The sequence below is a fragment of the Pseudomonas glycinae genome (assembly GCF_001594225.2).
In the GTDB taxonomy this organism is placed as follows: Bacteria; Pseudomonadota; Gammaproteobacteria; order Pseudomonadales; family Pseudomonadaceae; genus Aquipseudomonas; species Aquipseudomonas glycinae.
In genome coordinates this window covers 2,616,413-2,642,101 of sequence record NZ_CP014205.2, presented here as the reverse complement: position 1 = coordinate 2,642,101, position 25,689 = coordinate 2,616,413, and the positions used below count along the sequence as shown (strand labels likewise).

The following is a 25,689-nucleotide window of genomic DNA, read 5'->3' as shown; positions in this document are numbered from 1 at the left end:
TGCGACAGGTAGTCGCTTTCCATTGTCCGTGTAGGAAATGTTCACGTCGAGACACATTTCGACACTTTCCTGAATGTGTCCGAAGGGTTAGGCTGCGCGTTCATTTCGCCAGCACCCAGACAATGCTCCAACAATTTCTGCATGACTTCGGCTACTTTGCCCTGTTTCTCGGGACGTTTTTCGAAGGCGAAACCATCCTGGTGCTCGCGGGCTTCCTCGCGTTCCGTGAATACATGGACATCAAACTGGTGGTGGTCGTGGCGTTCTTCGGCAGCTACGCCGGCGATCAGCTGTGGTACTTCCTGGGCCGCAAGCACGGACGCAAATTGCTGGCGCGCAAACCGCGCTGGCAGATGATGGGCGACCGCGCGCTGGAACACATCCGCAAGCACCCGGACATCTGGGTCTTGAGCTTTCGCTTCGTGTACGGCCTGCGCACGGTGATGCCGGTGGCGATCGGCCTCTCGGGCTATCCGCCGGGACGTTATCTGCTGCTCAACGGTATCGGCGCCGCGATCTGGGCCACCGCCCTGGCTGCTGCCGCCTACCACTTCGGCGCCGTGCTCGAAGGCATGCTCGGCAGCATCAAGAAGTATGAGTTGTGGGTACTGGGCGCGCTGTTGATACTCGGCCTGGGCCTGTGGCTGCGCCGCCGGTTCAAGAATGCCCGGCTGGCGAAAAAGGTTTACGAGGAAGAACAGGCCGAGCTGCTGGCCAAGGCCGAACGGCACAAAACCGAAATGACCAACGCCGCCGATCCTAAGACGCCAGCCGAGTAAGCCGCTGGCGACAGCCATACAGTCCGATGCCGCTGAGCAGGCTGTAACAGAGCAGACCGACCCATATCCCCGGGCTGGCCGGCCACAGCCCGACCAGCGGCGCCAGCCACGCCAGCGGCAGGTTCGATGCCAGCCGCAATACTTCCAGTTTGCCCGCCCACGGTCGATTCTCCAGGGCCACGCCCAACACGAACAAACCGAACGCCACCGCGCTCCAGCCCAGCACCAATGCACGGGTGGGCAGACTGTGTTCCAGATTCATCAGATAACTGCCCAGCGCCACATAGACGCCAAACTGCAACCCCACGTACCACTGCTGACGGCTGTTCAGCGGCACTTCGAATTTGCGGAACTGACTCAGGTCCGGTTTGCTCATCGGGTACTTTGCCGCGACGTCTGCCGGACGCCAGCCGGTGCGCATGAACCAGATGCGGATCTTGTCCCACACATGCTCGGCACGGCGCGCGTCGTCCCACAGTTGGGCGTAGAACTGCAGGTTGGCCCACAGCGGGTTCCAGCTTGCCAGCGGTGTGGTCACGCCGAAAATCACCGGCTCGCTGTCGTCCTCTTCCTGGAACGAGCCGAACAGACGGTCCCAAATAATGAACACCCCGCCGTAGTTGCGATCCATGTAGAGAGCGTTCTGTGCATGGTGGGCCCGATGATTGGACGGCGTGACGAAGCACCACTCGAACCAGCCGAGCTTGGGAATGTGCCGGGTATGAACCCAGAACTGATAAAGCAGATTCAGCGCGGCAACGCTGACGAACACCAGCAACGGCACCCCGAGCACCGCCATCGGCAGGTAGAAAATCCAGCTCAGCAGAAACCCGGTGCTGGTCTGGCGCAAGGCCGTGGAAAGGTTGTAGTCCTCGCTCTGGTGATGCACCGAATGCGCCGCCCAGAGGATGTTCCGTTCATGGCCCATGCGATGCAGCCAGTAATAGCAGAAGTCATAGAAGACAAAGGCAAACACCCAGACCCAGACGCTGTCCGCAGGCAAGCTGAACAGCGCCAGATGCTCCAGGGCAAACCCATAGGTCACCAGGCCCACGCCCTTGGTCAACAGCCCGGTGGTGGTCGACAACACCCCGGTGCTGATGCTGTTCACCGCATCGGCCAGGCGATAGTTGCTCACCCCGCGCCAACGGTCGGCGATGAGCTCCACCGCAATCAATACGAAGAAAAACGGTACCGCATACAGGATGAAGTTCATGACGCGCCCTGGTCGGAATCTGTAGCACAGATCCTAGGTGTAGCCGCGGCTTGATCCTATGGCAACGAACGACAAATTAGAGGACATTTAGCGCCATGAATCTGGAGAGAAACCCATGAGCAAAAAAGTTGCAGTGATCCTGTCCGGTTGCGGCGTTTACGACGGCGCCGAGATCCACGAGAGCGTCATCACCCTGTTGCGCCTCGACCAGCGCGGTGCCCAGGTACAGTGCTTCGCCCCGAACATCGCGCAATTGCATGTGATCAATCACCTGACCGGTGAGGAAATGCCCGAGTCGCGCAACGTGCTGGTGGAATCGGCGCGCATCGCCCGGGGCAACGTCAAGGATCTGCGCGAGGCCGATGTCGAGGACTTCGATGCGCTGATCGTGCCTGGCGGTTTCGGTGCGGCGAAGAACCTGTCGAACTTCGCCATCGAAGGCGCCGGCTGCAGCGTGCAGCCGCAAGTGCTGGCGCTGGCCGAAGCCTTTGCCGAAGCGGGCAAGCCTGTTGGCCTGATCTGCATCTCGCCGGCACTGGCCGCGAAGATCTACGGCCCGGGCGTGACCTGCACCATCGGCAACGATGCCGACACGGCCGCCGCCATGAACAAGATGGGCGCCACCCATGAAGACTGCGCGGTGACCGATATCGTCGAAGACAAGGCGCGCAAACTGGTGACCACCCCGGCGTACATGCTGGCGCAGACGATCAGCGAGGCGGCTTCGGGGATCAACAAGCTGGTGGATCGGGTGCTTGAGCTGACCCACGAAAACGACGCCTGACCGGCGATAGCGATCGTTCCCACGCTCCGCGTGGGAATGCAGCCTTGGAGCTCCGCGTCTGCCTTGCATCGACGGTGAGGCTGGGACGCGGAGCGTCCCGAGAGGCATTCCCACGCAGACGGTTCGACGCCTCGACGTGGGAACGATCAATGTTCAGGTTTTGCGGGTGAGCCTGGTGAGGATCCGGTCCAGCGCATTGGCAAACGCCTGCTTCTCGCGGTCACCGAACGGCGCCGGCCCGCCGCTGACCTGGCCCTGCTCACGCAGATCGGTGAACAGGTTGCGAGTCGCCAGCCGCTCACCCATGTTCTGCGCGTCGAACTCCTTGCCTCGCGGGTCCAGCGCCGCCACACCCTTCTTCACCAGCCGGTCGGCCAGCGGGATGTCGCTGCAGATCACCAGTTCGCCCGGCACCGCGTGTTCCACCAGGTAATCGTCCGCCGCATCCGGGCCGCTCGGTACCACGATCAACTTGACGATCGCCAGCGCCGGCTTGCTCTGCGGCTGCCCCGCCACCAGCACCACTTCAAAGCGGCGCTTGAGGGCGAACTTCACCACAAGTTCCTTGGCCATCTTCGGGCAGGCGTCGGCATCGATCCATACGCGCATCATCTCAAGCCGCCACTCGGCGCTTTTCAGCCACCCAACTGCGGCCATACAGCACGATGATCGCCGCAATCGCCACGGCCTGCGCCGTCAGCGAATAGGCGTCGGCATGAATCCCCAGCCAGTCGAAATCGAAGAACGCCACCGGCCGGGTGCCGAAGATCCCGGCTTCCTGCAACGCCTTCACACCATGACCGGCAAACACCACCGACAGCGCGCAGAGCAGCGCCGCGTTGATGCTGAAGAACAGCGCCAGCGGCAGTTTCGCCGAGCCGCGCAGGATCACCCACGCCAGACCGAACAGCAGCACCAGCGCCGTCGCACCACCAGCAAGTACCGCGTTATGCCCGGCGGGACCGGCCTGCAGCCACAGGGTTTCGTAGAACAGGATCACTTCGAACAGTTCGCGGTACACCGAGAAGAACGCCAGGATCGCAAACCCGAAGCGGCCGCCTCCGCCAACCAGACTCTGCTTGATGTAATCCTGCCAGGCTGCCGCGTGCCGACGGTCGTGCATCCACACCCCGAGCCACAACACCATGACGCTGGCGAACAGCGCCGTGGCGCCTTCCAACAGTTCACGCTGGGAGCCGCTGACATCGATCACATAGGCCGCCAGCGCCCAGGTTCCCAGGCCAGCCAGCAACGCCAGCCCCCAGCCGACGTTGACGCTGCGCACCGCCGATTGCTGGCCGGTGTTGCGCAGGAATGCAAGGATCGCCGCCAGCACCAGAATCGCTTCCAGACCTTCGCGCAGCAGAATCAACAGACCGGAGATGTAGCTCAGCGACCAACTCAGACCGTCGCTGCCCAACAGGCCGGCAGATTCCTTGAGCTTGGCCTTGGCCGCGTCCAGACGCTGCTCGGCCTGCTCCACCGGCAAGCCGTCCTGCAGCGATTGCCGATAGGCCATCAGGGATTTTTCGGTGTCCTTGCGCACGTTGGCGTCGACGTTGTCCAGCGAGCTTTCGACCAGTTCGAAGCCTTCCAGATACGCCGCCACCGACAGGTCATAGGCTTGATCGTGCTCACCGGCACGGTACGCCGCCAGGCTCTTGTCCAGCGTCGCGGCGGTGTAGTCGAGCAATTGCGCAGGGCCGCGCTTGACCTGTGGCGGCTGCGCCCGTTGCACACGGAAGATCGCGGCGGCTTCAGGGCCTTCGGCAGCCTGCACTTCGGCCGGGGTCTGGCGCGCCAGGTCGGCGATGTTGTAGGTCTTGTCGGATTTGGCCGTGGCCGGATCGGCGCTGAACTGCGCGATGTAGGTTGCCAGGTCCCAGCGCTGACGGTCGTCCAGTTGATCGGCGAAGGCTGGCATGTCAGTGCCTTCGACGCCCTGGCCGAGGGTGCTGTAGATCGCATACAGGCTCAGGTGATCCATCCGCGCAGCGTCGCGCAGATTGGCCGGTGCCGGCGTCATGCCGAGGCCCGCCGGGCCGTCGCCGGCACCCGCGTCGCCGTGGCACACCGAGCAGTTTTGCGCGTAGAGCGGCGCACCACGGGTCGGATCAGGCGTGATGATCGGGGCCTGGCTGACTTCATAAGCCACCGCCAGTTTCGCCCCCAATTGCCGGGCCTGACGGGCGACGTCTGCACCGTCCTGTTTCGCGGTGATCGCGGTGTGCAAGGCACTGACGCCTTGTTCCAGCGCCGCTTTCTCCGGTTTGGCCGGCAGGCCGGCGATCAACCCTTGCAGCACCTGGGTGAACTCCAGCTGCTCGCGGTACTCGCCGTCGTCGATGACTTTGCCTGCCTCTACCGTCGGCGGGTAATCGGCGCTGATGTAATCGAGCAGGTGCAGCGCTTGCGGCGCGCCTTCCACGGTGTCGGCCAGCAGATTGAAGCTGCTCAGGGCGCACAACGGGAACACCAGCCAGGCCAGAAATCGGGACGCGGCAGTCATGAATGAGTCTCAAGTGGAAATGCGAAGTTACATATTGTTCACTTCGAGCGCGATTCCCTCAAGCTTTCTCTCCAATACCCGGCACATGGCCATTGCCCGCCCCTATAATCCGTCACCTATCGCCTCTCTGTTCAAGGAAGAGCTGCACTCCATGCGCCAATGCTTGCTGCTCCCGGTATTAATCAGCGCGATCCTGCAACTGAGCGGCTGCGCGGCTTATCGCAATTACGATCTGGAAATGCAGCAGACCAATGACCGGTTGATGCTCGGCGACTATCAGGGCGCCCTGGATGTGCTGGAGTGGCACAACCCGTGGGAAGACAAAGACCTGCTCTACTACTTCGAGAAGGGTTCGATTCTCAGCTTCGCCAACGCCCGCCCGCAGAGCCAGAAAGCCTGGCGCAGCGCCGACCGGATGGTGTTCCAGCGCGAAGAAGCCGTGCCTTCCACCCCCATGAAGCTGCTCAACCGGTTTGCCTATGAAATGGGCACCATGCTGGTCAATGACAAGCTCAGTCGCTACGAAGGCTATGACTACGAAAAAGTCATGCTGACCACACAGATGGCCCTCAACCAATTGGGTGAAAGTGATTTCGACGGCGCCCGGGCAGACATCAAGAAGACCCACGAACGTGAAGCACTGATCGCCCGCCAGCGGGAGCGCCAGTATGAAGAGCTCGAGGAACAGGCCAAAGCTCAAGGCATCGTCGTGCAATACAAGGATCTGCAGGGCTATCCCGTCACCACCCTGGATGCGCCGGCGGTGATTGAACTGAAGAACGGCTACCAGAGTGCTTTCAGCCATTACCTGGCCGGATTCACCTATGAAGCGCTGGGTGAACGGGATCTGGCCGCACCGGGTTATCGCCAGGCGATCGAGTTGCGCCCGAATATGCCTTTCCTCGAACAGGCGTTGCGCAATCTCGACAAACCGCCGGCCAAGGATGATGAAAGCGATGTTCTGATCGTCGTCCAGAGCGGTCTGGCGCCGGCCCGCAGCTCGGTAACGGTGCCGATCCCGGTGCGGCTCAATGAAAATCTGGTCATTACCGCGCCGATCTCGTTTCCCATCCTGGTGCCGGACACCATCACACCGGCGTTCGACCACATCCTGGTGGATGGCCGCAAACGCCCGCTGACCGTGATCAACAGCGTCACCGACATGGCGTTTCGTACGCTGCGCGACGACATGCCGGCGATCATTTCCCGGGCGATGTTCCGCGCCAACATGGCCGCCATTTCCCAGGCCCAGGAAAACGAACGCAATCCGGCCAAGGCCTCGCTGGTCGTCACCGAGCACGACCCCTTTGAGGAGGCCGACACCAGAACCTGGCGCACGCTCCCCGACAAGACACTGGTGGCACGCATTCGACTGAAGAAAGGCGATCATCGATTCAATGCACCCAATGCGCCCGGAGCGTCATCGGTCATCCTGCGCATCGATCGCGATCACCAGTTGGTCAACCTGCGAGTTCTGAGAGATGTCGCCAACGTCATCGGCAATGCCAGATTGCCGGATAAGTAATGGCACCCAACTAAACCATGCAATTAAAAAGCTATTACATAGCCAGCATCGCCCGCTTATAATGCCGCGCCCGCGCTATCGCGTTGCGGTATTAAAGCTCCTCTTTTTATGAGGAATTGGCAGGAGGCCAGCGCCACTGCCGATCGGTCCCAGCAGCCCGACCCGCACCCGAGGCTGTCGCTACTCATGGAAGAAGTACCCCATGGCATTCCGCGCTCCCACTCTGATCGCGCTCAGCGCTGTCACCCTGCTGTCCGGCTGTTCGGCGTTTCGCAACTACGATTCCGAACTGGCCCAGACCAACCAGCAACTGGCTACCGGCAACGTCGACGCCGCCCTGACCCTGCTGGAAAAGAACAACACCGGCCCGGACAAGGACCTGCTCTATTACTTCGAGAAGGGTGAACTGCTGCGCGCCAAGGGCGATCTGTCCGGCAGCCAGAATGCCTGGACCAGCGCCGACCAGGTGGTGGGCAAGTGGGAAGACTCGGTCAAGCTCGACACCGACAAGTACCTGGCCCAGTTCGGCAGTTTCCTGGTCAATGACAAGGTGCGCCGCTACGAAGGCTACGACTACGAAAAAGTCATGCTGACCACGCAGATGGCCCTGAACCTGCTGGCGGTCAACGATTTCGACGGCGCCCGCACCGCGATCAAGAAGACTCATGAACGCGAAGCGGTGATCGCCGACCTGCGCGACAAGGAATACCTCAAGAGCGAAGAGGAAGCCGAGAAAGAAGGCATCAAGACCGAATACAAGGATTTGCAGGGCTACCCGGTGGCCAGCCTCGACGCACCGGAAGTGGTCGGTCTGAAAAACAGCTACCAGAGTGCGTTCAGCCATTACCTGGCCGGTTTCGTCTATGAAGCCCTGGGCGAGAAAGACCTCGCTGCGCCGGGCTACCGCAAGGCTGCCGAGTTGCGCCCGAACACCCCGCTGCTGGAGCAGGCGCTGGTCAATCTCGACAAGCCGGTCAAGAGCGACGACAGCGACATTCTGATCGTGGTGCAAAGCGGTCTGGCGCCGGCCCGCGATTCGATCCGCGTGCCGTTGCCGCTGCCAATCTCCAACAACGTAGTGATTACTCCGCTGTCGTTCCCGATCATCAAGCCTGACACCTCCACCGCGACGTTCGCGCAGATCGGCGTCGATGGCCAACAGGTCGACCTGACCGCACTGAACAGCACCACCGCCATGTCCCGTCGCGCCCTGCGCGATGACATGCCGGGGATCATCCTGCGCACCACCGTGCGCGCGATCACCAAAGGTGTGGCGCAGAAGAAGATCAACGAAACCAACCCGCTGGCGGGTCTGGCGGTGGGTATTTCTTCAGCTGTGCTCGAAGGTGCCGATACCCGTACGTGGCGCACCCTGCCGGACACCACACAAGTGGTCCGTCTGCGCTTGAAGAAAGGTGAGCACCAAGTCACTCTGCCGAGCGCCGTCGGTGGCTCTCAGGTCAAGGTCACCGTCGACCAGCGTTATCAGGTGATCACCCTGCGCGCCGTCGGCAATCAGGTGTTCGCTGCCGGCATCGCCGCCCACGTCACCCCGAGCGCTGGCGCCACCGCCGTGGCCAGCCTCAAACAACCTTAAGAACGGAGTCTTTGCATGCGCTTCAAACTCATCGCCGTCGCCGCCCTCGCCCTGCTGGCGAGCGGTTGCGCCACACCGCCACCACCGGAGCCGGGCAGTGCCGCGAGCAAGGTCGTGGCCATGGGCCCGCAGAAACACATCGTGGTCGGCGCGATGCGCGTGGCTCGCGAAAACGGCTTCATGACCGTCAACGTGCAGCTGAGCAACACCCTCAACAGCAACAAGACGTTCTACTACCGCTTCGCCTGGCTCGGCGCGGAAGGTTTCCCGATCGCCGAAGAAGAAGTCTGGAAAAGCCAGATGATGTACGGCGCCCAGACCAGCTTCATCCAGGGCATTGCCCCGACGCCGAAAGCCGTGGATTTCCGTCTGGAACTCAAGACGCCGTAAGCCCGACACCCTATTCCCGATTCAGAGAGCATTCCCATGTTTGCACGCTTTTCCTTCATCGCCGTCCTCGCCCTGCTGGCCAGCGGTTGCGCCAACACTTCGCCGACCCTGGGCAGCAAGAACATCAGCTACGGCGACACCAAGGCCGTTGAAACCGTGACCAACGAGTTCGGTTCCACCGACCTGCAGATGATTGCCGAGTCGATGACCCGTTCCCTGGCCCAGTCCGGCATTCTGCAGGGTCGCCCTGTAGTGCAGGTCTACGACGTGAAGAACAAGACCAGCGAATACATCGACACTCGCGAAATCACCACCAGCATCAAGACCCAGCTGATGAAGTCCGGCACCGCCCGTTTCGCCAGCGACAACACCGCGATGCAGAGCCAGGTCGACCAGCTCAAGCTGCAAAACCAGAGCGGCCTGTACAAGAAGAGCACTGTGGCCAAGACTGGCAACATGATCGCCGCCAAATACCGTCTTGAAGGTTCGATCAGCTCGATCGTCAAGCGCAGCAGCGACTACAAGGACGTCTTCTACAAATTCAGCCTGCAACTGATCGACGTTGAAAGCGGTCTGGCCGAGTGGATGGACGAGAAAGAGATCCGCAAAACCACGGAGCGTTAATCGATGCGCACATGGATTGGCATGATGGCCCTGGCTTGCGCGTTCAGCGTGCAAGCGGCCCCGAAAGTCGCGGTGACGGATCTGGCGTACCAGGAACGTGTGGAGCAGTACATCCACATCGTTTCGGCCCAGAACAATTACCGTGAGGGTTACTACAGCTCCAGCGGTTCTTCGAGCTACAACGAGCTCGAAGCCACCACCAGCTATATCGAACAGACCGAACTGCGTAAATTCACCGGCGACATCAAGGGTGAAATCCTGCGTACCGGCATGTTCCAGCTGGTGCAGGGCACGCCGTACACCGCGTCGTCCAAGGGTGACGTCTACGACGTGATCAAGCGGATCAAGGCCGGCAACTTCAAGGGTGCCGACTACGTGCTGTTCGGCACCGTGTCGGACATCGACTTCACCCAGGACGTGAACGAGCTGGCGAACACCGACAGCTATTCCGCCGTACTGGGCCTGACGCTGGTGGCCGATTTCAGCCTGATCAACACCAAGACCTTCGAAATCACTTCGGCCTTCACGGCGATGGGTGAAGCGCAGGACACCAAACTGGTGAACCATCGCGACATCAGGATCTCGCTCAACCGCCCGCGGGTGGTGCGTGACGTGTCGAAGGCGCTGGGCGAAGACGTGGCCGGACAGCTGAGCATGCAGCTCGGCGGTGGAAGCTACGAGCAGCCGCGTGAGCCGCAGCAACGCAACAATCTGCCGCGAGATACCGCGCCGGTAATCCTGCGCTGATCAACCGCCGGAAACGAAAAAGGCGACCTGAAAAGGTCGCCTTTTTTGTGCCTGTACGCTTTATGCGGCCGCTTTGCGCAATGTCGCCATGAACGCCGCGGCGCCGATGAACAGCCCGGCAAACGTGCGGTTCATGCGTCGCTGCTGTGTCGGTGTGCGCAGCAGACGCAGCACCTTCGACGCCAGACCGGTGTAGCCGGCCATGACGATCAGATCGACCGCGATCATGGTCACACCGATCACCACGTACTGGATAAATAACGGCGCATGCGGATTGATGAACTGCGGCAGCACCGCCAGCATGAACACCAGCGCCTTGGGGTTGCTGATGTTCACCAGAAAGCCACGAAACACCAGAGCCAGCGGCTTGCCGATCGGCCGGACCGCCGCGTCGTCACTCATGTCCATCGGCTGTGCGCGCCACTGCTTGATCGCGAGGTAAACCAGGTAGGCAACACCGAACCATTTGATCGCATGAAACGCTGTGGCCGAAGCGGTGAGGATCGCGCCGACGCCGGCGCCCACAATGGCAATCTGCATAGCCAGGCCGATCTGCAGGCCCAGGGCATTCCAGTAACCGCGCCAGAAACCGTACTGCAGGCCGCTGGACATCGACGCAATGGCGCCGGCACCCGGAGAAAGACTGATCACCCAGCAGGCGGCAAAAAACGCCAGCCATGTTTGAAGCTCCATCGCACACCTCGACTCGGACTCGTGACAATCCTCAAAACTAATGCGGTTTGGACTGGATGACTACCGTTTTTTTGTCGGATGTTGTGGCCGCCGACCAACGTGGCCGGCGTCCGGTCACTTTTCGAAACCGCTGGAAGGAAAGACATCCGTGCCGCGCCAGCGTCGCACCGAACGCTGGAAGAACAGGCTGTTGGGTACTTGCACCATGGCGCTGCCGGTGCCGAGCTCTTCAGCTTCGATCAAGGTGGTATAGAGCAGATTGATCGCCACCACCCGGCCTTTGACGCCGGGCTTGTCGGTGGTGTCGACCAGTTCGACCACATCGCCAAGACGGAACGGGCCGACGGTGAAGATCAGAATTGCGCAGAGCAGGTTCGACAGCACACTCCACATGGCGAAGAACGCCACCGCCGCCACCGCGACGAAGCCCGACAGTGCGGTCCACAGCACTGTGGCCGAGACCCCGAGGCGCTCCAGCACGAAGATCAGCGCACTGCCCATGATCAGCCAGCGCAGACCGCCCCGCAGCGGCATCAGCAACTGCGGCGGGAACGGATACTTCTCGCCCAGGCGAGTCAGGAATCGGGCGACGACGCGCTGGGCGAAGTAGCCGGCCAACAGGATCAGCAAAATCTGCACGCCGAGCCAGATCGGCTCGACCCACATCGCCGGCAATGGAAGTTTGAAGACTTCCATCAGGACAACGCCTCCAGCTCCGCCTGCATGCTTTCCAGGGTTTCCAGGGCTTGCATCCACGCTTCTTCAAGTTCGCCTTCGCGGACTTTCAGCTTGGCCTGTTCGGCCAGCAGGTCACGCAATTCGTTCTTGCGCGCCGGCTCGTAGAGGTCGCTGTCGCCAAGGCTGGCATCGACCTTCGCCAGCTTCTCGTGCAGCTTGCCGAGCTCGGCTTCGAGCTTGTCAGCCTCGCGCTTGTGCGGCGCCAGTTGCTGACGCAGCGCAGCAGCGGCTTGACGCTGGGCCTTCTTGTCGGTCTTGTCCGGGTTGACCGGTGTGTTGCTGACCGGCGCATTGCGCTGACGGTATTCCACCAGCCAACGGGCGTAGTCCTCGAGGTCGCCATCGAACTCCTCGACCTTGCCGTCTGCGACCAGGAAGAAGTTGTCGGTGGTGCTCTTGAGCAAATGCCGATCGTGGGAAACCACCAGCACCGCGCCGCTGAATTCCTGCAACGCCATGGTCAGCGCCAGGCGCATTTCCAGATCGAGGTGGTTGGTCGGTTCGTCGAGCAACAACAGGTTCGGCCGTTCCCAGGCGATCAACGCCAGAGCCAGACGGGCCTTTTCGCCACCGGAGAAATTCAGCACAGGCTCGTCGATCCGTGCGCCACGGAAGTCGAAACCACCAAGGAAATCGCGCAGGGTCTGCTCGCGCTCGGTCGGCGCCAGACGCTGCAAGTGCAGCAACGGGCTGGCCTTGGCATCCAGCGAGTCGAGCTGATGCTGGGCGAAGTAGCCGACCACGGTGTTCTCACCGCGAGTCAGGCGCCCGGCCAGCGGTGACAGCTCGCCGGCAAGGTTCTTGATCAGGGTCGATTTGCCTGCGCCGTTGGGGCCGAGCAAGCCGATCCGCGCGCCGGGGGTCAATTGCAGCTTGACCTTCTCCAGAACGGTTTTCTCGCCATAACCCAGACGCGCATCGGACAGATCGATCAGCGGGCTGGAGATCTTGGTCGACTCGCGGAACACGAAATCGAACGGCGAGTCGACGTGGGCCGCCGACAGCTCTTCCATGCGCTCCAGCGCCTTGATCCGGCTCTGAGCCTGACGGGCCTTGGTCGCCTGGGCCTTGAACCGGGCGATGTAGCTTTCCATGTGCGCACGCTGCGCCTGCTGCTTCTCGTAGGCCTGTTGCTGCTGGGCCAGACGTTCGGCACGGGCGCGTTCGAACGCGGTGTAGCCGCCACGGTAGAGCGTCAGCTTGCGCTGATCGACGTGGGCCACGTGATCGACCACTTCATCAAGGAAGTCCCGGTCGTGAGAAATCAGCAGCAAGGTGCCGGGGTAACTTTTCAGCCACTCTTCGAGCCAGATGATGGCGTCGAGATCCAGGTGGTTGGTCGGTTCGTCGAGCAGCAACAGGTCTGATGGGCACATCAAAGCCTGCGCAAGGTTAAGACGCATCCGCCAGCCACCGGAGAAATCTCCTACCTGACGATCCATCTGCTCATTGGTGAACCCGAGACCGGCGAGCAACTTGCGTGCCCGCGCATCGGCGGTGTAGCCGTCGGCGCTGTCGAGCTCGGCGTGCAGACGGGCCAGCGCGGTGCCGTCGTGGGCCTCTTCGGCTGCCGCGAGCTCACGCTGTACTTCGCGCAGACGCAGGTCGCCGTCGAGCACATAATCGACCGCCAGGCGCTCGAGTGTGTCGACCTCCTGGCGCATGTGGGCGATACGCCAGTCGGCCGGCAACAGGCAGTCACCCGAGTCCGGGTGCAACTCACCGCGGAGCAAGGCGAACAGGCTGGATTTGCCGGCACCGTTGGCACCGATGAGGCCGGCTTTGTGGCCGGCGTGCAGGGTCAGCTCGGCGTCTTCTAGCAGACGTTGCGGGCCACGCTGTAAAGTCAGGTTCTGAAGTCGGATCATAATGGCGGCGGAGTCTACCAGCTTCGTTCGCAACTGGCGCGAGTAGCACGATGTCCTCTGACCTGTGGAGCTTTGCCCTTGCCGTCTACGCCCGTCCCGGCGTGGAGGATGCCTGCCTGCGCCTGCAATCGGCGGGGGCCAACGTGTGCCTGATGCTGTGCGGTTTATGGCTGGAACAACGCGATGCGACCTGTGACGAGGTACGTGCGCGGCAGCTTCTGGAACTGACAGAGCCCTGGGACCGGGACGTCGTGCAACCGTTGCGCGCATTGCGCATGCAGTGGAAAACCCTGGCCGACACCGATCCGGTGCTCAAGGGGATGCGCGAGCAGATCAAGGGATTGGAGCTGGAGGCGGAGCGTGCGCTGCTGTCGCGACTTGAAGGCGCCGCGCAAGGCTGGAAGCGTCATTCGAAGGAATCGAGTGACTGGCTGGAAGTGCTGGCCGGCCCTGCGGCCAACCTGAACCGCGACGCGCTGCAGGTGCTGCGCGTCGCGGCGACCGGCGCTTAGGAAGCGCTGGAAGGGTTGCTGGCGACGCTCGACACCGGCGCCGGGGATGGCGTGGTTGGGGTGGTCGAGGTAGTGGCGGGTGCAGGCGTTGCGGCCGCAGCCGGAGTTGCCGGTGCGGCAGGTTTGGCAGCAGGCGCCGTGGCCGGTTTCGCTGCAGCTGGTTTTGCTGCTGGCTTGGCAGCGGCAGGTTTTTTCACCGCAGGTTTTGCAGCTGGTTTTGCTGCTGGCTTGGCAGCCGCTTTAGCGGCGGTCGCTGGCTTGGCTGCGGTTGCTGCAGGCTTCGCGGCGGCAGCCGGTTTTGCAGCGGGTTTGGTTGCCGCTTTTGCCGCAGGCTTGGCGGCTGGTTTCGCCGCCGCTTTGGCAGCAGGTTTGGCAGCAACCGGTTTGGCAGCGGTTTTCGCCGCAGGCTTGGCAGCAGCCGTTTTGGCGGCTGGTTTAGCGGCGGCTTTAACGGCTGGTTTTGCTGCTGGTTTAGCGGCCACTTTGGTGGCTGGCTTGGCAGCAGGTTTTGCAGCGGCGGTTCTGGCCGGAGCCGCTTTTGCAGCAGCGGTTTTCGTCGCTGGTTTGGCGGCTGGCTTTGCAGCAGCCGGCTTGGCGGCAGCTGGTTTGGCCGCTGTGGTTTTCGCCGCAGGTTTGGCAGCGCTGGCTGCTGCGGGTTTCTTCGCGGCTGGTTTTGCAGCGGTTTTCACTGGGGCTTTCGCAGGCGCTTTGGCCGGTGTTTTCGCTGCAGGTTTGGCGGCCGCTTTTTTCGCAGGCGCCGCTGCAGGTTTGGCCGAACGCAGGGACAACGCCTTGCCAACAGCCTCTTGAACACGACCGACACCCTGGGCCAGTTTCAGGCTTTCCTGGGCATCGCGCTTGAGTTGCAGAATGTAGCTGCGAGTATCGGACTGACGCTCCTTCAGCGCATCGAGCAGATCTTCGAGTTCCTTCACGGCAGCCTTGGCCTTGGTCTGCGCCTTGGCTTTACCGGCCGCTGCTGCGTCCTGCAATTTGGTGCGGGATTTGTGCAGTTTTTCTTGCGCCTTGCCGCGTTGCTTTTCCAGTTTGGCGAGCAGTTTTTCAGCATCAGCCAAGGCTTGGGAGCAAGCGTTTTCCAGATGCTCGAGCAGGCTGCCCGAGAGTTGTTGGAGTAAATGCAACGGAGTGTTTACAGGCTTCTTGGTGGCCGACATGGTTTACCTCCTGGCTGACGTGAGTGCGGCTCATACTAGACCTCTGCTGCTACCGCCGCTAGGGCATGTTGACAGTATCGAAAGCACTCGGTTGCAGGCTTGCGAAAAACTTCTGCGCATTGGCAAAAGCAGTTCACCGTTGCAGACGTTCGCGCTGGCATAATCCACCGCAATTCTGGATGGAGAGTGCCCATGTCGCGCTACCTTTTTTTATCCCTCTGCATGATTTTTTCCGTGGTTCAGGCCGACGAAAAAACCACTGCAAATGATGCCCACGATCTGGCTTACAGCCTCGGTGCCAGCCTCGGTGAACGACTGCGTCAGGAAGTGCCGCAGCTCCAGATCCAGGCGCTGATCGAAGGTCTGCAACAAGCCTATCAAGGCAAGCCGCTGGCGCTGAGCGAGGCACGCATCGAGCAGATCCTGGCCGATCACGAATCGCAGACAGCCGAGCAGGCAGCCATGCCTTCGACTGAAGCGGCGATGGAAAACGAGCGACGTTTTCTCACCGCCGAAAAAGCCAAGCCGGGTGTGAAGGAGCTGGCCGACGGCATCCTGTTGACCGAGCTGACGCCGGGGAATGGCACGAAGGCCGGCCCGGATGGAAAAGTGCAGGTGCTGTACATCGGTCGACTGCCCGACGGCACCGTGTTCGATCAGAACAGCCAGCCGCAGTGGTTCAATCTCGACAGTGTGATCGCCGGCTGGCGCACCGCGCTGCAGAACATGCCGGTCGGTGCGAAGTGGCGTCTGGTGATCCCATCGGATCAGGCTTATGGCGCCGACGGTGCCGGTGACTTGATCGCGCCGTTCACACCGTTGGTGTTCGAAGTGGAATTGCGCGGCGCGACCAGTTGATCGCCCAATAAAAAACGGTGCGCCTGGGGCGCACCGTTTCTATGTCTTGCGAGGTTCGATTCAGGCCTGAACCGAATCCTCTTCCTTGTGTGCGGTATGCAGCACTTCGATCAGGCAGTCTTCCAGTTCGAAGCGTTCGTGGAGCAGACCACCCAGCTCCTTGAACTTCTCGGCAACGCATTTGCCTTCATCGCAAAGGTCGTTGAACGCGAGCAGCTTTTCAGTAATGACATCGATCCGTGGATAGATCGTCTCGGCCAGTTCCAGGCCGCGCTTGTCGTTGAACGCCTTGGCCTCGCCAGTGAGCTGTTCGTAGATTTCGAAGTGGCCGGCCGAGACATAATCAACCAGCACGCCGCAGAATTCCTGCAAGGGCTTTCGATCCTCGGACAGCGCTTGAGGCTTGGCGCCCAGCCTGTCATAGGCAGCGATCAATTCCTCACGCTCCTGCAGCCAGCGGTCGATCAGCAGATGAACTCCACCCCAACGTTCCTGAGCATTCTGACAACTTTCGAGCATGGCGATCTCTCTTCCCTTGTGGGTCATGCTGCCCTACACCCGCGCCCCTTCTTGTGACTATTGCTTTGAGAGGCGGCCGGGCAGAGCGTCATCGAGCAACACAATTCCAATGACACGTGCGGGCCAGATTATGCCCGCACGCCTATGGCTTCAAGGTACGCAGGAGAGAAAGTTCATACAAGTGTTTAATCCCTGACCAGCGCCGGGTGCGACGGTTGGCCGCTGAGTGGTCGCTGCAAAGCCATCCAGACCTGTCGCAGCAACTGGTAAGCGGCAAGGATCGACATCCCCACGAAGAACAGCAGGCTCCACTCCGGAATGCTCAGATCGAACAGCGTCCAGGACAATTCCGTGCAATCGGCCGTGTCATTGAACATACGCATCAGTGCGCATAACCACGGCAGGCTGCTGAACAATTCCTGGGGATCGGGCGTGCAATGCGCCAGCCTCTGCAGCGAATCACCTTGCAACAACACTTGCCGCCAAGCCGCCGTCATACCGCCGAGACTGCCCAGCAACACCGTTATCCAATACATGGACAGACCGAAACGCTGAGGTCCATGGATCGCCGCCACTCCACAAAAAACGGTGAGTGCGCTCATGAACAGACGCTGGACCAGGCACAGACTACAGGGCACCAGACCGATTGCGTATTCGAGGTAATAGGAAGCTCCCAGGGCCAGAATCCCCGCAGTGAAAGCCATAAAGAACAGGGAACGTGAGCAGGCCAACGACATGGCTTATCCGTAACAATAAAGACAGGCAGTTACGGTAGAGGAAAGGGCCTTGGGCTTTCAAGGCAGGTCAGTGACGACACTTCACCAGAAGTGTAGGGAAATCCCGACAGACGCAGAAGGATTCGGTGTAGTCCGATGTAGGACTTTGCTCAGGAGGAGATTTACCGGTAACTATTCAGTCACCGGGTAAAAAAGGAGGAGCACGCTCCTCCTTTCTGATCACGCTCGAACGGCTACAGGCAATGGCGCAGCCAGCAGGCGTTCATCCAGCATACCGAGACCTTCCTGGAACAGCAGGTTGCTGCGCTCGGTATCACCCAGTCGAGCCAGCAGACGTGCCAACTCGGCGCACGCTTCCGGATTGCGCTGCACTCGCAGGCTGCTTTCCAGATAGTCCCGCGCCTTGCCCCACAGACTGGCTTGCAGGCATAAACGGCCCAGTGTCAGCAGCAGGCTGGCATCACCCGGATGATCCTTGAGCCAACCTTCAGCCGTCTGCAACTGACGCGCCGGATCGCTGCCTCGCACCAGACCATAAAGGCGCGCCAAATGGCTGTCGTACTTGCGCTTGAGCGCCGTGCGCAGCACTTCTTCCGCTTCGACCTGTACACCTAGCTGGCGCAGCTGCTCGGCGTAGGCCAGCACCAGCGCAGGTTCCTGACGCTGGGCAGACGTCAGTTGCTGCCAGGCCCGATTCAGCGACTGCAAACCGACCGCACCATCTTCTTCACGCTGGGCCGCCAGGGACAGGTTCTCCCCCCAGGCGCGACGCTCGAGCTCGGTCAGCTCGGCCGGCGGAAGGACTTTGTCCTTGCGCAACTCCGGCAACAGCCGGATCACGGACGACCAGTCACCGCGCTGCTGATGCAGGCGCTGCAACTGGCGCAGGGTCTGGGCATTGTGCGGATGGCGTTCATGCATCGCCTGCAAGGTGACCAGCGCCCCATCGGTATCGCCACGATCGGTCTGCAACTGCGCATGGCTGAGGGCGATCGCCAGCTCGGCCTGCGGCTGACGCTCGAGGGCGCGCTCCAGCAGGCGATCGCTTTCCTCGTAGTTGCCTTGTTCGTTGGCGGCGCGGGCTGCACCCAGGTAATACAGCAACGGTTGACGCTCGGCCTCGGCGGCCCGGTAAAGATGACGTTGGGCACTGGCCCAGCGACCCTCTGCCAGGTCAAGCTGACCGTGCTCGATCGCCACCTGCACGCGGCGGCTGCGATTGCGGCGCGACCATGGATTGACCACGCCGCCGGAGGTCAGCACCAGCTCGACCAGCGCCTTGATACCCCAGACCAGCAGCCACAGCACCGCCACCAACGCGAGGGTCGCCCACAGGCTCGATTCATAACGAAAGCTTTTGTAGGCGACCAGCACGTATCCGGAATGCTCGGCAATCGCCAGGCCCAGCGCCGCCGTTGCCGCGATCACCAGAAACACGATCACATACAGGCGCTTCATGGTGTCGCCTCCTGCGCGGTGCTGGCGGCCGGCTTGGCGAAGGGTTTCACCGACTCTTCGGCGTTGACGTTACGGCGCTCCAGGTACGCCTGCACCGCGCTCAAGGTTCCGGCGAGATCCGGCGTGTTGACGGTAACCGGTTGCTTGCTCAACTCCGCGACCTGCTCGAGCATGATTTTGCTCTGCGGGTTGTCCGGGTTGAAGTTGCCCGTGAGGACGTCACGCGCTTCTGCCAGAGCCTGGGTGTACACCGGCGCCTGACCGTTGAGCGCGGCCCATTGCGCCTGTTCGAGCGAAAGGCTCAGGGCCAGGCGCACCTGGCTCAGACTCTGGCCGGCGAGCAGCGGCCGGACGTTTTTGTCGGCATTGAAATCGATGCGGATGTAGCGCGAGATCTGATCCCACCACTGCGCCCAGCGACTGGCGCCGTCGCCATCGGAAGTCAGGCCCAGCAGCGAATCGCCGCGATCCTTGTACTCCGGCGCCAGTTCGGTGAGGCCGACGACCTGATCACGCAAGGCGCCCAGGCGCAGGAACAGCCCGGTGCGATCCGGCTGCTCGGTACTGCGCAGCGCTACCAGGGTTTTCGCCACTTGCTCGCGGGCGGCGAACGAGCCGGGATCATTCTGCTCGCGCAGGATTTCATCGGCACCCTGGACCAGCGCCTGAGCGCTGCTGATGTCCTGCAGGGCGGAAAGACGCAGGCTGGCCAGGCGCAGCAAGTGCTCGGCCTCGGCCAGGCGCCAGTCCTTGCGGCTGGCGCCGAGGACGGTTTCCAGACGTTGATTGAGGCGCTGCTGATCGCTCTGAAGTTGCGACACCAGACGCTGGCGATCAGCAAGTTCATCGGCGCCGGGCAATTGCCCGAGGCGCTCGGTCAGTCGCTGCTCGTTGAGCTTCAGGGTCTGGGCCTGATCGTTCAACGCCTGAACCTGACTCAACTGATTTTGCGTGTTGGCCTGCAGGTGTCGCACCTGCCAGACACCCCAGCCACCCACCGCAACACCGGCGGCGCCGAGCAGCAGCGCGAGAATGGCCAATCCGTTGCCTCGGCGCGGTTCCGCGGCCGGTGGCGGTGCATCAACCGGTGCATCGATCACAGGTTGAACGTCATCTTTAGGCAAGGCTGTTTCGCTCACGTATCCATCCTTTGCATTAGAGAACGGGCACGGGATGCTCCCGTAACGCCGTCAGCAAGGCCGCAGCACTGGCGCCGCGACAATCCACAACTGTTCGGGCCCCGGCGGCATGTGCCTGCTCGGAGACCCTTGGGCTTGGAACAAACAACGGCAACTGCGCAAGTACAGGCCAGCTGTCGCCGGCCAGTTGGCGCAGGTGCTCGAAACCCTGTCCACTGCTGACCACCAGCCCGTTCAGGCGTTCCGCTGCAATCCTGCGGGGCAGTTCCTGCGGCGGATAGTCCGGCAGGTCGCGACGGTACAACTCCAGATATTCGACACTAGCACCAAGCGCGCGCAGGCGCTCGGCCAGCAGTTCGCGTCCGCCCTTCCCGCGCAGGATCAATACCTGCGAACCGGGCACGGCCACCGCCGTCAGCAGACGCGGCATTTGCAGCAAGGCTTCGCTGTCGTCGCCCACGTCCGGGAAGCTCACATCCAGCCCGCGATCGCGAAGGATGGCGGCGGTCGCCGCCCCCACGCTGAACCACGGCATGGTCGGCGTCGCCAGCCGCAGAGCGTCGAGCAGATCCACCGCGATCCGAGCCGCCGGCTTGCTGACCACGATCACCGCGCTGTAACGCGGCAGTTGCGCAATCGTGTCGCGCATTGTGTCAGAGACCGGTAGTGGCGTGATTTCCAAAAGCGGCAGACAGCTGCTGAAAATCCCTTGTTCGGTCAGCACGGCAGCGAGCGCCGAGCAGTCCTCCGCCGGGCGCGTCAGCAGCAGGCGCCAGGCGGTCACTCGTGACCTGCCTCGCCGTAGACTGCCTTGAGAATATCGTCAGCGCCCTGGCCGAGCAGGTCTTCGGCAACCTGTACACCGAGCGTCTCGGCTGCCGTACGCGGTGCACGGGCTTGTGCGCTGAGCAGTTTGCCGCCGCTCGGTTCGCCCACCAGACCGCGCAGCCACAACTGATCGCCTTCGAGCACGGCGTAACAGGCGATCGGCACCTGGCAGCCGCCATTCAGGTGTTTGTTGAGCGCCCGTTCGGCGGTGACACGGTCAGCGGTGTCGGCGTGATGCAGGGGTGCGAGCAAGGCGTGGATTTCAGTGTCGGCGCTGCGGCATTCGATACCGACGGCGCCCTGGCCACCGGCAGGCAGACTGTCGTCGACGCTGATGGCCGAGGTGATGCGATCTTCGAAACCGAGGCGGATCAGGCCCGCTGCCGCGAGGATGATCGCGTCGTACTCGCCGGCGTCGAGCTTGGCCAGCCGAGTATTGACGTTGCCACGCAGGAAGCGGATTTCGAGATCCGGACGGCGCGTCAGCAACTGCGCCTGACGCCGCAGGCTGGAAGTGCCGACGATGCTGCCGGCGGGCAATGCATCGAGGCTGGAATACGTATTGGAGACAAACGCGTCACGCGGATCTTCGCGCTCGCAGATGCAGAACAGACCGAGGCCTTCGGGGAAATCCATCGGCACGTCTTTCATCGAATGCACGGCGATGTCGGCTTCGTTTTCCAGCAGCGCGGTTTCCAGCTCCTTGACGAACAGGCCCTTGCCGCCGATTTTCGACAGGGGCGAATCAAGCAGCTTGTCGCCGCGACTGACCATGGGCACCAGCGTCACCAGCAGGCCCGGGTGGGCGGCTTCCAGACGGGCTTTGACGTATTCGGCCTGCCAGAGGGCCAGAGCACTTTTGCGGGTGGCGATGCGGATTTCGCGAGAGGACATGGATCAATCCGTACTGAATAGATACGGCGGATAATAACAGCTCAGCCAAATCCACTTTGACCTGAATCAGATACGGCGTGGCCTCCCTGGCCTGCGATGCCTGGTGAAAGGAACGAAGAACCGCCCGGAGCCTGCGGATTAAAGCCCCTGCATCATTTTTCGCACGCCCGCCACATGTCGGCGGCTGACAATCAGCGCGTCACCGTTGAGGCCCTTGAGGAACAACTGGAAGTGGCCCAGCGGTGTCCGTTGCAATCGCTCGATGCGGTCGCGGGCGACCAGCGCGTTGCGGTGAATCCGCACGAAGCGCTCGCCGAATTCGTCTTCCAGCGCCTTGAGCGGTTCATCCAGCAGGACTTCGCCAGCTTCATGACGCAAGGTCACGTATTTGTGGTCGGCGATGAAGTACACCACCTGATCCAGCGGGATCAGTTCGATGCCTTTGCGGGTACGGGCGCTGATGTGGCTGCGCGGGCCGTTACCGCTTTCGGCGGCAGGACGGGTCAGGGCCGAGAGCTGGGCCCGGTTGGGACGTTCGGCCCGCTTCAGGGCGTCTTGCAGATGTTCGGTTCGCACGGGTTTCACCACATAGCCCACGGCGCTGGCCTGCAGGGCTTCCACGGCAAATTCATCGGGACCTGCGCAAAACACCACGGCCGGCGGGGTTTCGCGTTCGCACAGACGGGCAGCCACCTGCAGGCCATCGAGGCCCGGCATGCGGATATCGAGCAGTACGATATCCGGCTTGTGGCTGTCGATCAGTGCCAACGCCTCTTCGCCATTGGTGGCGCTCGGCTCCAGGACTGTGTAACCCTCGAGCTCGCTCACCATTCGGCTGAGTCGCTCGCGGGCCAGTGGTTCGTCATCAACGATCAGGACATTCATATTGCGCTGGATTCCTGCGTGAGTCTCGCACAAGGATAGCGTAGACAAGTGGAGTGACGTCCGTCACCGCGATCCACGCTAAGACTAGCGCGAGCGTCAAAAAGTGCCGTACGTCGGCCGGCAATATTTGCCGACACCTGCAACGTACCGCCCGACGCCCGTCGCCGACTGCGTTTTACGCAGGGTATGCCAATGGCCAATACACCCACCCCTCTCTCTTCTTATAGCCGGCGGCCGGATCTTTGCCCGATCCGTGGCCATCCGACCCCTATGTCCTACTGTAGACGCTCGTCGGGCCGATATTGCTCAATCGGAAAATATCCTTGTGCAAATCCCCCGAAGACGCCGACGACCATGACGGAGCGAATGAGAAAAAAACGTATCGACCAGTGTCAGCGACAGGATTGGCAACCCTGTTATTATCCGCGCCAGCGTTTCACGCCTTCTTTCTTCAAGCCGATACGAGCGAATTCATGAGCACTGACAAGACCAATCAGTCCTGGGGCGGCCGCTTCAGTGAACCCGTCGACGCCTTCGTCGCCCGCTTCACCGCCTCCGTCACTTTCGACCAGCGCCTGTATCGCCACGACATCATGGGCTCGATCGCCCACGCCACCATGCTGGCCAAGGTCGGCGTGCTGACGGATGCCGAGCGCGACAGCATCATCGATGGCCTGAAGACCATCCAGGGCGAAATCGAGGCCGGCCAGTTCGACTGGCGCGTCGACCTCGAAGACGTGCACATGAACATCGAAGCACGCCTGACCGACCGCATCGGCGTCACCGGCAAGAAGCTGCACACCGGCCGCAGCCGCAACGACCAGGTCGCCACCGACATCCGCCTGTGGCTGCGTGACGAGATCGACTTGATCCTGAGCGAAATCACCCGCCTGCAAAAAGGCCTGCTGGAGCAGGCCGAGCGCGAAGCCGCCAGTATCATGCCGGGCTTCACCCACCTTCAGACCGCTCAGCCGGTGACCTTCGGGCACCACATGCTGGCCTGGTTCGAAATGCTCAGCCGCGACTACGAGCGCCTGGTCGACTGCCGCAAGCGCACCAACCGCATGCCGCTGGGCAGCGCCGCGCTGGCCGGCACCACTTACCCGATCGACCGCGAATACACCGCGCAACTGCTGGGCTTCGACGCCGTCGGCGGCAACTCGCTGGACAACGTGTCCGATCGTGACTTCGCCATCGAATTCTGCTCGGCCGCGAGCATCGCGATGATGCACCTGTCGCGCTTCTCCGAAGAGCTGGTGCTGTGGACCAGCGCGCAGTTCCAGTTCATCGATCTGCCGGACCGTTTCTGCACCGGCAGCTCGATCATGCCGCAGAAGAAAAACCCCGACGTGCCCGAGCTGGTACGTGGCAAGACCGGTCGAGTATTCGGCGCCCTGATGGGCCTGCTGACCCTGATGAAAGGCCAGCCCCTGGCCTACAACAAGGACAACCAGGAAGACAAGGAACCGCTGTTCGACGCCGCCGACACCTTGCGCGACTCGCTGCGTGCCTTTGCCGACATGATCCCGGCGATCAAGCCCAAGCACGCGATCATGCGCGAAGCGGCGCTGCGCGGTTTCTCCACCGCCACCGACCTGGCCGACTACCTGGTTCGCCGTGGCCTGCCGTTCCGTGATTGCCACGAGATCGTCGGCCATGCCGTGAAGTACGGCGTCGACACCGGCAAGGATCTGGCGGAAATGAGCCTGGAAGAACTGCGTCAGTTCAGCGACCAGATCGAGCAGGACGTGTTTGCCGTGCTGACCCTGGAAGGCTCGGTGAATGCCCGTGACCACATCGGCGGCACTGCGCCGGCACAGGTCAAGGCAGCCGTTGCTCGCGGTCAGGCATTGATCGCCAGCCGCTAAAAGCCAAAAACATCGCTGGCAAGCCAGCTCCCACGGGTTCAGTGTCGAACATGCAATTGTGTTTCAACCGAAAACCCTGTGGGAGCGGGCTTGCCCGCGATGACTGGTTTCAAAGCGCTACAAAATTCTACTTTTTGGCTGCGATCATCGCCAAAAACGCCGGCATCGCCGCATCCTTGTCCGCCGCAATCTTCTGCACGTGCGGATTCTGCTCAAGTCGCTCCAGCAGTGCCTTGGCCTTCGGCATCTGCGCCAGCAAATCCAGACCGAACAGCTTGTGCCCCACCGCTGTCGCGAGCGGGACGCTGTAGAGAAAGTACAAATCCGCAATGCTCAGGCTGTCGCCCGCCACATACGGGGCGAACTTGCCGTGACGGCCCAGCGCCGCAAAGCCCAGCAGTAATTCAGCCTTGGCTTTCTCCTTGATCGCCTCCGGCAGCGCCGTGCCGAAAAACGCCTCGCCATAGCAGGCACGGGCCGGCAGCTCGATGTACAGCTCGATTTCCTTGGCCACCGCCAGCACCTGAGCGCGGGCAAACGGCTCGGTCGGCAGCAGCGGCACGCCTTTACCTGCACTTTCGAGGTATTCGAGCATCACCATCGTTTCATTGATATAGCCGCCTTCGGCCCCCAACACCGGCACCTTGCCGCGCGGGCTGATGGCCAGGGACTCCGGCGTTGGCGTCGGGTAGAACGTGACCTCTTCGAACGGCAGGCCTTTTTCCAGCAGCGCCAGCTTGACCATGTTGTAGTAATTGCTGACGGAGAATCCATAGAGCTTGAACATCACATAGCCTCCAGGCCGTGCGGGGTGGGCAGTGCCTGTTTATAGGTCGCTCCAGGGAATCCTGCCAGCAGCATCACGCTGCTGAATGCGGGTAAACTGGCGCCTTTCCTTGAGGAGCCTGCCATGAGCGAGCCGACTGACATCGACAATGATGAAGAAGAGTTCACCGAATCGACGCTGATCGAAGCGATCGAGAACCAGATCGAAAGTGACAACCCGCCAGCGGCCAAGGCAACCTTCAACAAGCTGACGCTGGTCGGTTACGAGCGTGATGACATCCTGAATCTGATGGCCCACGTGCTGGCCTACGAAATCGACGCGATGCTCGACGAAGACCGCGCGTTCGATACCGAGTGGTACGAAACCGCGCTGCGCGCACTGCCCGAGCTGCCCCCGGAAAAGCAGTAAACAGCCCCGCCCTGTGGGAGCAGGCCTGCTCCCACACAATTTGTCACCCATCTTCGCGGCCTTCTGCCGCCCCCTGACTACACTGGAATCCACCCCGGGACAAAAACCCTGACACGCGCACTGGACAGGCCGCGCCGGCAGGTTCACCTTA

The 25,689-nt window shown here is 61.8% G+C and carries 26 protein-coding genes; 11 read left to right on the top strand and 15 right to left on the bottom strand.

What is annotated here, in order from left to right:
- The first annotated feature begins 122 nt into the window (after nt 1-122).
- Nucleotides 123-779: a DedA family protein gene (locus AWU82_RS11875; protein ID WP_064379925.1), complete on the top strand. Its 657-nt coding sequence runs from the start codon at nt 123-125 to the stop codon at nt 777-779.
- Here the strand turns inward: AWU82_RS11875 and AWU82_RS11870 are convergent.
- Nucleotides 760-1,995, bottom strand: a complete 1,236-nt coding sequence (locus AWU82_RS11870; protein ID WP_064379924.1) for a sterol desaturase family protein — start codon at nt 1,993-1,995, stop codon at nt 760-762. The two genes, AWU82_RS11875 and AWU82_RS11870, sit on opposite strands and share 20 nt — an antisense overlap.
- 115 nt (nt 1,996-2,110) lie before the next feature.
- Between AWU82_RS11870 and elbB the strand changes: the two genes are divergently transcribed.
- Complete coding sequence (elbB, locus tag AWU82_RS11865; protein WP_064379922.1) at nt 2,111-2,779, top strand: isoprenoid biosynthesis glyoxalase ElbB; 669 nt, start codon at nt 2,111-2,113, stop codon at nt 2,777-2,779.
- A 153-nt stretch (nt 2,780-2,932) separates the two neighbouring features.
- Here elbB and AWU82_RS11860 read toward each other — a convergent pair whose 3' ends face one another.
- Both AWU82_RS11860 and AWU82_RS11855 read right to left on the bottom strand, forming a co-directional pair.
- Nucleotides 2,933-3,388, bottom strand: a complete 456-nt coding sequence (locus tag AWU82_RS11860; protein WP_064384054.1) for a YaiI/YqxD family protein — start codon at nt 3,386-3,388, stop codon at nt 2,933-2,935.
- Nucleotides 3,389-3,392: 4 nt separating this feature from the next.
- Nucleotides 3,393-5,288 (bottom strand): FTR1 family protein, encoded by a 1,896-nt coding sequence (locus AWU82_RS11855; RefSeq protein ID WP_064379920.1) that lies wholly within the window; start codon nt 5,286-5,288, stop codon nt 3,393-3,395.
- Nucleotides 5,289-5,439: 151 nt separating this feature from the next.
- Here AWU82_RS11855 and AWU82_RS11850 point away from each other — a divergent pair, with 151 nt between their 5' ends.
- The 5 genes from AWU82_RS11850 to AWU82_RS11830 all read left to right on the top strand — a co-directional run bounded on the left by AWU82_RS11850 (nt 5,440) and on the right by AWU82_RS11830 (nt 10,171).
- Nucleotides 5,440-6,813: a COG3014 family protein gene (locus tag AWU82_RS11850; RefSeq protein ID WP_064379918.1), complete on the top strand. Its 1,374-nt coding sequence runs from the start codon at nt 5,440-5,442 to the stop codon at nt 6,811-6,813.
- A gap of 202 nt (nt 6,814-7,015) precedes the next feature.
- Entirely contained in the window at nt 7,016-8,410 is a 1,395-nt protein-coding gene (locus tag AWU82_RS11845; RefSeq protein WP_064379916.1) for a COG3014 family protein, read from the top strand.
- Between the two features lie 15 nt (nt 8,411-8,425).
- Nucleotides 8,426-8,800 (top strand): YcfL family putative periplasmic lipoprotein, encoded by a 375-nt coding sequence (locus tag AWU82_RS11840; protein WP_064379914.1) that lies wholly within the window; start codon nt 8,426-8,428, stop codon nt 8,798-8,800.
- 36 nt (nt 8,801-8,836) lie between these two features.
- A complete protein-coding gene (lpoB, locus tag AWU82_RS11835; RefSeq protein ID WP_007951848.1) occupies nt 8,837-9,424 on the top strand; it encodes a penicillin-binding protein activator LpoB in 588 nt (195 codons plus the stop codon).
- A gap of 3 nt (nt 9,425-9,427) precedes the next feature.
- Nucleotides 9,428-10,171, top strand: a complete 744-nt coding sequence (locus tag AWU82_RS11830) for a hypothetical protein (protein ID WP_064379912.1) — start codon at nt 9,428-9,430, stop codon at nt 10,169-10,171.
- A gap of 60 nt (nt 10,172-10,231) precedes the next feature.
- On the opposite strand, the gene AWU82_RS11825 is transcribed toward AWU82_RS11830, so the two are convergent.
- The 3 genes from AWU82_RS11825 to AWU82_RS11815 form a co-directional block, all read right to left on the bottom strand.
- Nucleotides 10,232-10,864: a LysE family transporter gene (locus tag AWU82_RS11825; protein WP_064379910.1), complete on the bottom strand. Its 633-nt coding sequence runs from the start codon at nt 10,862-10,864 to the stop codon at nt 10,232-10,234.
- 114 nt (nt 10,865-10,978) lie between these two features.
- Nucleotides 10,979-11,560 carry a mechanosensitive ion channel family protein gene (locus AWU82_RS11820; RefSeq protein WP_064379908.1) on the bottom strand — a complete coding sequence of 194 codons (582 nt, stop codon included), beginning with the start codon at nt 11,558-11,560 and terminating at the stop codon, nt 10,979-10,981.
- On the bottom strand, nt 11,560-13,470 hold the full coding sequence (locus AWU82_RS11815) for an ATP-binding cassette domain-containing protein (RefSeq protein ID WP_064379906.1): 1,911 nt from the start codon (nt 13,468-13,470) through the stop codon (nt 11,560-11,562). The genes AWU82_RS11820 and AWU82_RS11815 overlap by 1 nt, the downstream gene beginning before the upstream one ends.
- Before the next feature lie 50 nt (nt 13,471-13,520).
- On the opposite strand from AWU82_RS11815, the gene AWU82_RS11810 reads away from it, so the two are divergent.
- A complete protein-coding gene (locus tag AWU82_RS11810) occupies nt 13,521-13,982 on the top strand; it encodes a TIGR02444 family protein (protein ID WP_064379904.1) in 462 nt (153 codons plus the stop codon).
- Here the strand turns inward: AWU82_RS11810 and AWU82_RS11805 are convergent.
- Nucleotides 13,979-15,157, bottom strand: coding sequence for an AlgP family protein (locus AWU82_RS11805; RefSeq protein ID WP_084776917.1), 1,179 nt, complete (start codon nt 15,155-15,157; stop codon nt 13,979-13,981). The genes AWU82_RS11810 and AWU82_RS11805 overlap by 4 nt on opposite strands.
- Nucleotides 15,158-15,349: 192 nt before the next feature.
- Here AWU82_RS11805 and AWU82_RS11800 point away from each other — a divergent pair, with 192 nt between their 5' ends.
- The gene (locus AWU82_RS11800; RefSeq protein WP_064379902.1) at nt 15,350-16,015 is read left to right on the top strand and encodes an FKBP-type peptidyl-prolyl cis-trans isomerase; all 666 of its coding nucleotides are present in this window, start codon (nt 15,350-15,352) and stop codon (nt 16,013-16,015) included.
- A 60-nt stretch (nt 16,016-16,075) separates the two neighbouring features.
- On the opposite strand, the gene AWU82_RS11795 is transcribed toward AWU82_RS11800, so the two are convergent.
- The 7 genes from AWU82_RS11795 to AWU82_RS11765 all read right to left on the bottom strand — a co-directional run bounded on the left by AWU82_RS11795 (nt 16,076) and on the right by AWU82_RS11765 (nt 22,475).
- Nucleotides 16,076-16,534: an Rsd/AlgQ family anti-sigma factor gene (locus AWU82_RS11795; RefSeq protein WP_041475458.1), complete on the bottom strand. Its 459-nt coding sequence runs from the start codon at nt 16,532-16,534 to the stop codon at nt 16,076-16,078.
- A 185-nt stretch (nt 16,535-16,719) separates the two neighbouring features.
- Nucleotides 16,720-17,271 (bottom strand): disulfide bond formation protein B, encoded by a 552-nt coding sequence (locus AWU82_RS11790; RefSeq protein ID WP_064379900.1) that lies wholly within the window; start codon nt 17,269-17,271, stop codon nt 16,720-16,722.
- 219 nt (nt 17,272-17,490) lie between these two features.
- Nucleotides 17,491-18,729 (bottom strand): heme biosynthesis protein HemY, encoded by a 1,239-nt coding sequence (locus tag AWU82_RS11785; RefSeq protein WP_064379898.1) that lies wholly within the window; start codon nt 18,727-18,729, stop codon nt 17,491-17,493.
- The gene (locus AWU82_RS11780; RefSeq protein ID WP_064379896.1) at nt 18,726-19,868 is read right to left on the bottom strand and encodes a uroporphyrinogen-III C-methyltransferase; all 1,143 of its coding nucleotides are present in this window, start codon (nt 19,866-19,868) and stop codon (nt 18,726-18,728) included. Before AWU82_RS11780 ends, AWU82_RS11785 begins: the two co-directional genes overlap by 4 nt.
- 16 nt (nt 19,869-19,884) lie before the next feature.
- Nucleotides 19,885-20,652, bottom strand: a complete 768-nt coding sequence (locus AWU82_RS11775) for a uroporphyrinogen-III synthase (RefSeq protein ID WP_064379895.1) — start codon at nt 20,650-20,652, stop codon at nt 19,885-19,887.
- A complete protein-coding gene (gene hemC, locus AWU82_RS11770; RefSeq protein ID WP_064379892.1) occupies nt 20,649-21,590 on the bottom strand; it encodes a hydroxymethylbilane synthase in 942 nt (313 codons plus the stop codon). Before hemC ends, AWU82_RS11775 begins: the two co-directional genes overlap by 4 nt.
- A gap of 138 nt (nt 21,591-21,728) precedes the next feature.
- Nucleotides 21,729-22,475, bottom strand: a complete 747-nt coding sequence (locus AWU82_RS11765) for a LytR/AlgR family response regulator transcription factor (protein WP_064379890.1) — start codon at nt 22,473-22,475, stop codon at nt 21,729-21,731.
- A 473-nt stretch (nt 22,476-22,948) separates the two neighbouring features.
- Here AWU82_RS11765 and argH point away from each other — a divergent pair, with 473 nt between their 5' ends.
- The gene (argH, locus tag AWU82_RS11760) at nt 22,949-24,343 is read left to right on the top strand and encodes an argininosuccinate lyase (protein WP_064379888.1); all 1,395 of its coding nucleotides are present in this window, start codon (nt 22,949-22,951) and stop codon (nt 24,341-24,343) included.
- A 127-nt stretch (nt 24,344-24,470) separates the two neighbouring features.
- Here argH and AWU82_RS11755 read toward each other — a convergent pair whose 3' ends face one another.
- Nucleotides 24,471-25,130, bottom strand: coding sequence for a glutathione S-transferase family protein (locus AWU82_RS11755; RefSeq protein WP_064379887.1), 660 nt, complete (start codon nt 25,128-25,130; stop codon nt 24,471-24,473).
- Between the two features lie 123 nt (nt 25,131-25,253).
- Between AWU82_RS11755 and AWU82_RS11750 the strand changes: the two genes are divergently transcribed.
- Nucleotides 25,254-25,538: a hypothetical protein gene (locus tag AWU82_RS11750; RefSeq protein ID WP_064379885.1), complete on the top strand. Its 285-nt coding sequence runs from the start codon at nt 25,254-25,256 to the stop codon at nt 25,536-25,538.
- Nucleotides 25,539-25,689 lie beyond the last annotated feature (151 nt).

What these genes read in the sequence shown, in the direction of transcription:
- hemC (WP_064379892.1), bottom strand. Translation starts at nt 21,590, where the DNA reads ATGTCCTCTCGCGAAATCCGCATCGCCACCCGCAAAAGTGCTCTGGCC.
- AWU82_RS11815 (WP_064379906.1), bottom strand. Translation starts at nt 13,470, where the DNA reads ATGATCCGACTTCAGAACCTGACTTTACAGCGTGGCCCGCAACGTCTG.
- AWU82_RS11845 (WP_064379916.1), top strand. Translation starts at nt 7,016, where the DNA reads ATGGCATTCCGCGCTCCCACTCTGATCGCGCTCAGCGCTGTCACCCTG.
- AWU82_RS11785 (WP_064379898.1), bottom strand. Translation starts at nt 18,729, where the DNA reads ATGAAGCGCCTGTATGTGATCGTGTTTCTGGTGATCGCGGCAACGGCG.
- elbB (WP_064379922.1), top strand. Translation starts at nt 2,111, where the DNA reads ATGAGCAAAAAAGTTGCAGTGATCCTGTCCGGTTGCGGCGTTTACGAC.
- AWU82_RS11830 (WP_064379912.1), top strand. Translation starts at nt 9,428, where the DNA reads ATGCGCACATGGATTGGCATGATGGCCCTGGCTTGCGCGTTCAGCGTG.
- AWU82_RS11850 (WP_064379918.1), top strand. Translation starts at nt 5,440, where the DNA reads ATGCGCCAATGCTTGCTGCTCCCGGTATTAATCAGCGCGATCCTGCAA.
- AWU82_RS11805 (WP_084776917.1), bottom strand. Translation starts at nt 15,157, where the DNA reads ATGTCGGCCACCAAGAAGCCTGTAAACACTCCGTTGCATTTACTCCAA.
- AWU82_RS11875 (WP_064379925.1), top strand. Translation starts at nt 123, where the DNA reads ATGCTCCAACAATTTCTGCATGACTTCGGCTACTTTGCCCTGTTTCTC.
- AWU82_RS11810 (WP_064379904.1), top strand. Translation starts at nt 13,521, where the DNA reads ATGTCCTCTGACCTGTGGAGCTTTGCCCTTGCCGTCTACGCCCGTCCC.
- AWU82_RS11860 (WP_064384054.1), bottom strand. Translation starts at nt 3,388, where the DNA reads ATGCGCGTATGGATCGATGCCGACGCCTGCCCGAAGATGGCCAAGGAA.
- AWU82_RS11750 (WP_064379885.1), top strand. Translation starts at nt 25,254, where the DNA reads ATGAGCGAGCCGACTGACATCGACAATGATGAAGAAGAGTTCACCGAA.
- AWU82_RS11800 (WP_064379902.1), top strand. Translation starts at nt 15,350, where the DNA reads ATGTCGCGCTACCTTTTTTTATCCCTCTGCATGATTTTTTCCGTGGTT.
- AWU82_RS11755 (WP_064379887.1), bottom strand. Translation starts at nt 25,130, where the DNA reads ATGTTCAAGCTCTATGGATTCTCCGTCAGCAATTACTACAACATGGTC.
- AWU82_RS11765 (WP_064379890.1), bottom strand. Translation starts at nt 22,475, where the DNA reads ATGAATGTCCTGATCGTTGATGACGAACCACTGGCCCGCGAGCGACTC.
- AWU82_RS11870 (WP_064379924.1), bottom strand. Translation starts at nt 1,995, where the DNA reads ATGAACTTCATCCTGTATGCGGTACCGTTTTTCTTCGTATTGATTGCG.
- AWU82_RS11795 (WP_041475458.1), bottom strand. Translation starts at nt 16,534, where the DNA reads ATGCTCGAAAGTTGTCAGAATGCTCAGGAACGTTGGGGTGGAGTTCAT.
- lpoB (WP_007951848.1), top strand. Translation starts at nt 8,837, where the DNA reads ATGTTTGCACGCTTTTCCTTCATCGCCGTCCTCGCCCTGCTGGCCAGC.
- AWU82_RS11855 (WP_064379920.1), bottom strand. Translation starts at nt 5,288, where the DNA reads ATGACTGCCGCGTCCCGATTTCTGGCCTGGCTGGTGTTCCCGTTGTGC.
- AWU82_RS11840 (WP_064379914.1), top strand. Translation starts at nt 8,426, where the DNA reads ATGCGCTTCAAACTCATCGCCGTCGCCGCCCTCGCCCTGCTGGCGAGC.
- argH (WP_064379888.1), top strand. Translation starts at nt 22,949, where the DNA reads ATGAGCACTGACAAGACCAATCAGTCCTGGGGCGGCCGCTTCAGTGAA.
- AWU82_RS11790 (WP_064379900.1), bottom strand. Translation starts at nt 17,271, where the DNA reads ATGTCGTTGGCCTGCTCACGTTCCCTGTTCTTTATGGCTTTCACTGCG.
- AWU82_RS11820 (WP_064379908.1), bottom strand. Translation starts at nt 11,560, where the DNA reads ATGGAAGTCTTCAAACTTCCATTGCCGGCGATGTGGGTCGAGCCGATC.
- AWU82_RS11825 (WP_064379910.1), bottom strand. Translation starts at nt 10,864, where the DNA reads ATGGAGCTTCAAACATGGCTGGCGTTTTTTGCCGCCTGCTGGGTGATC.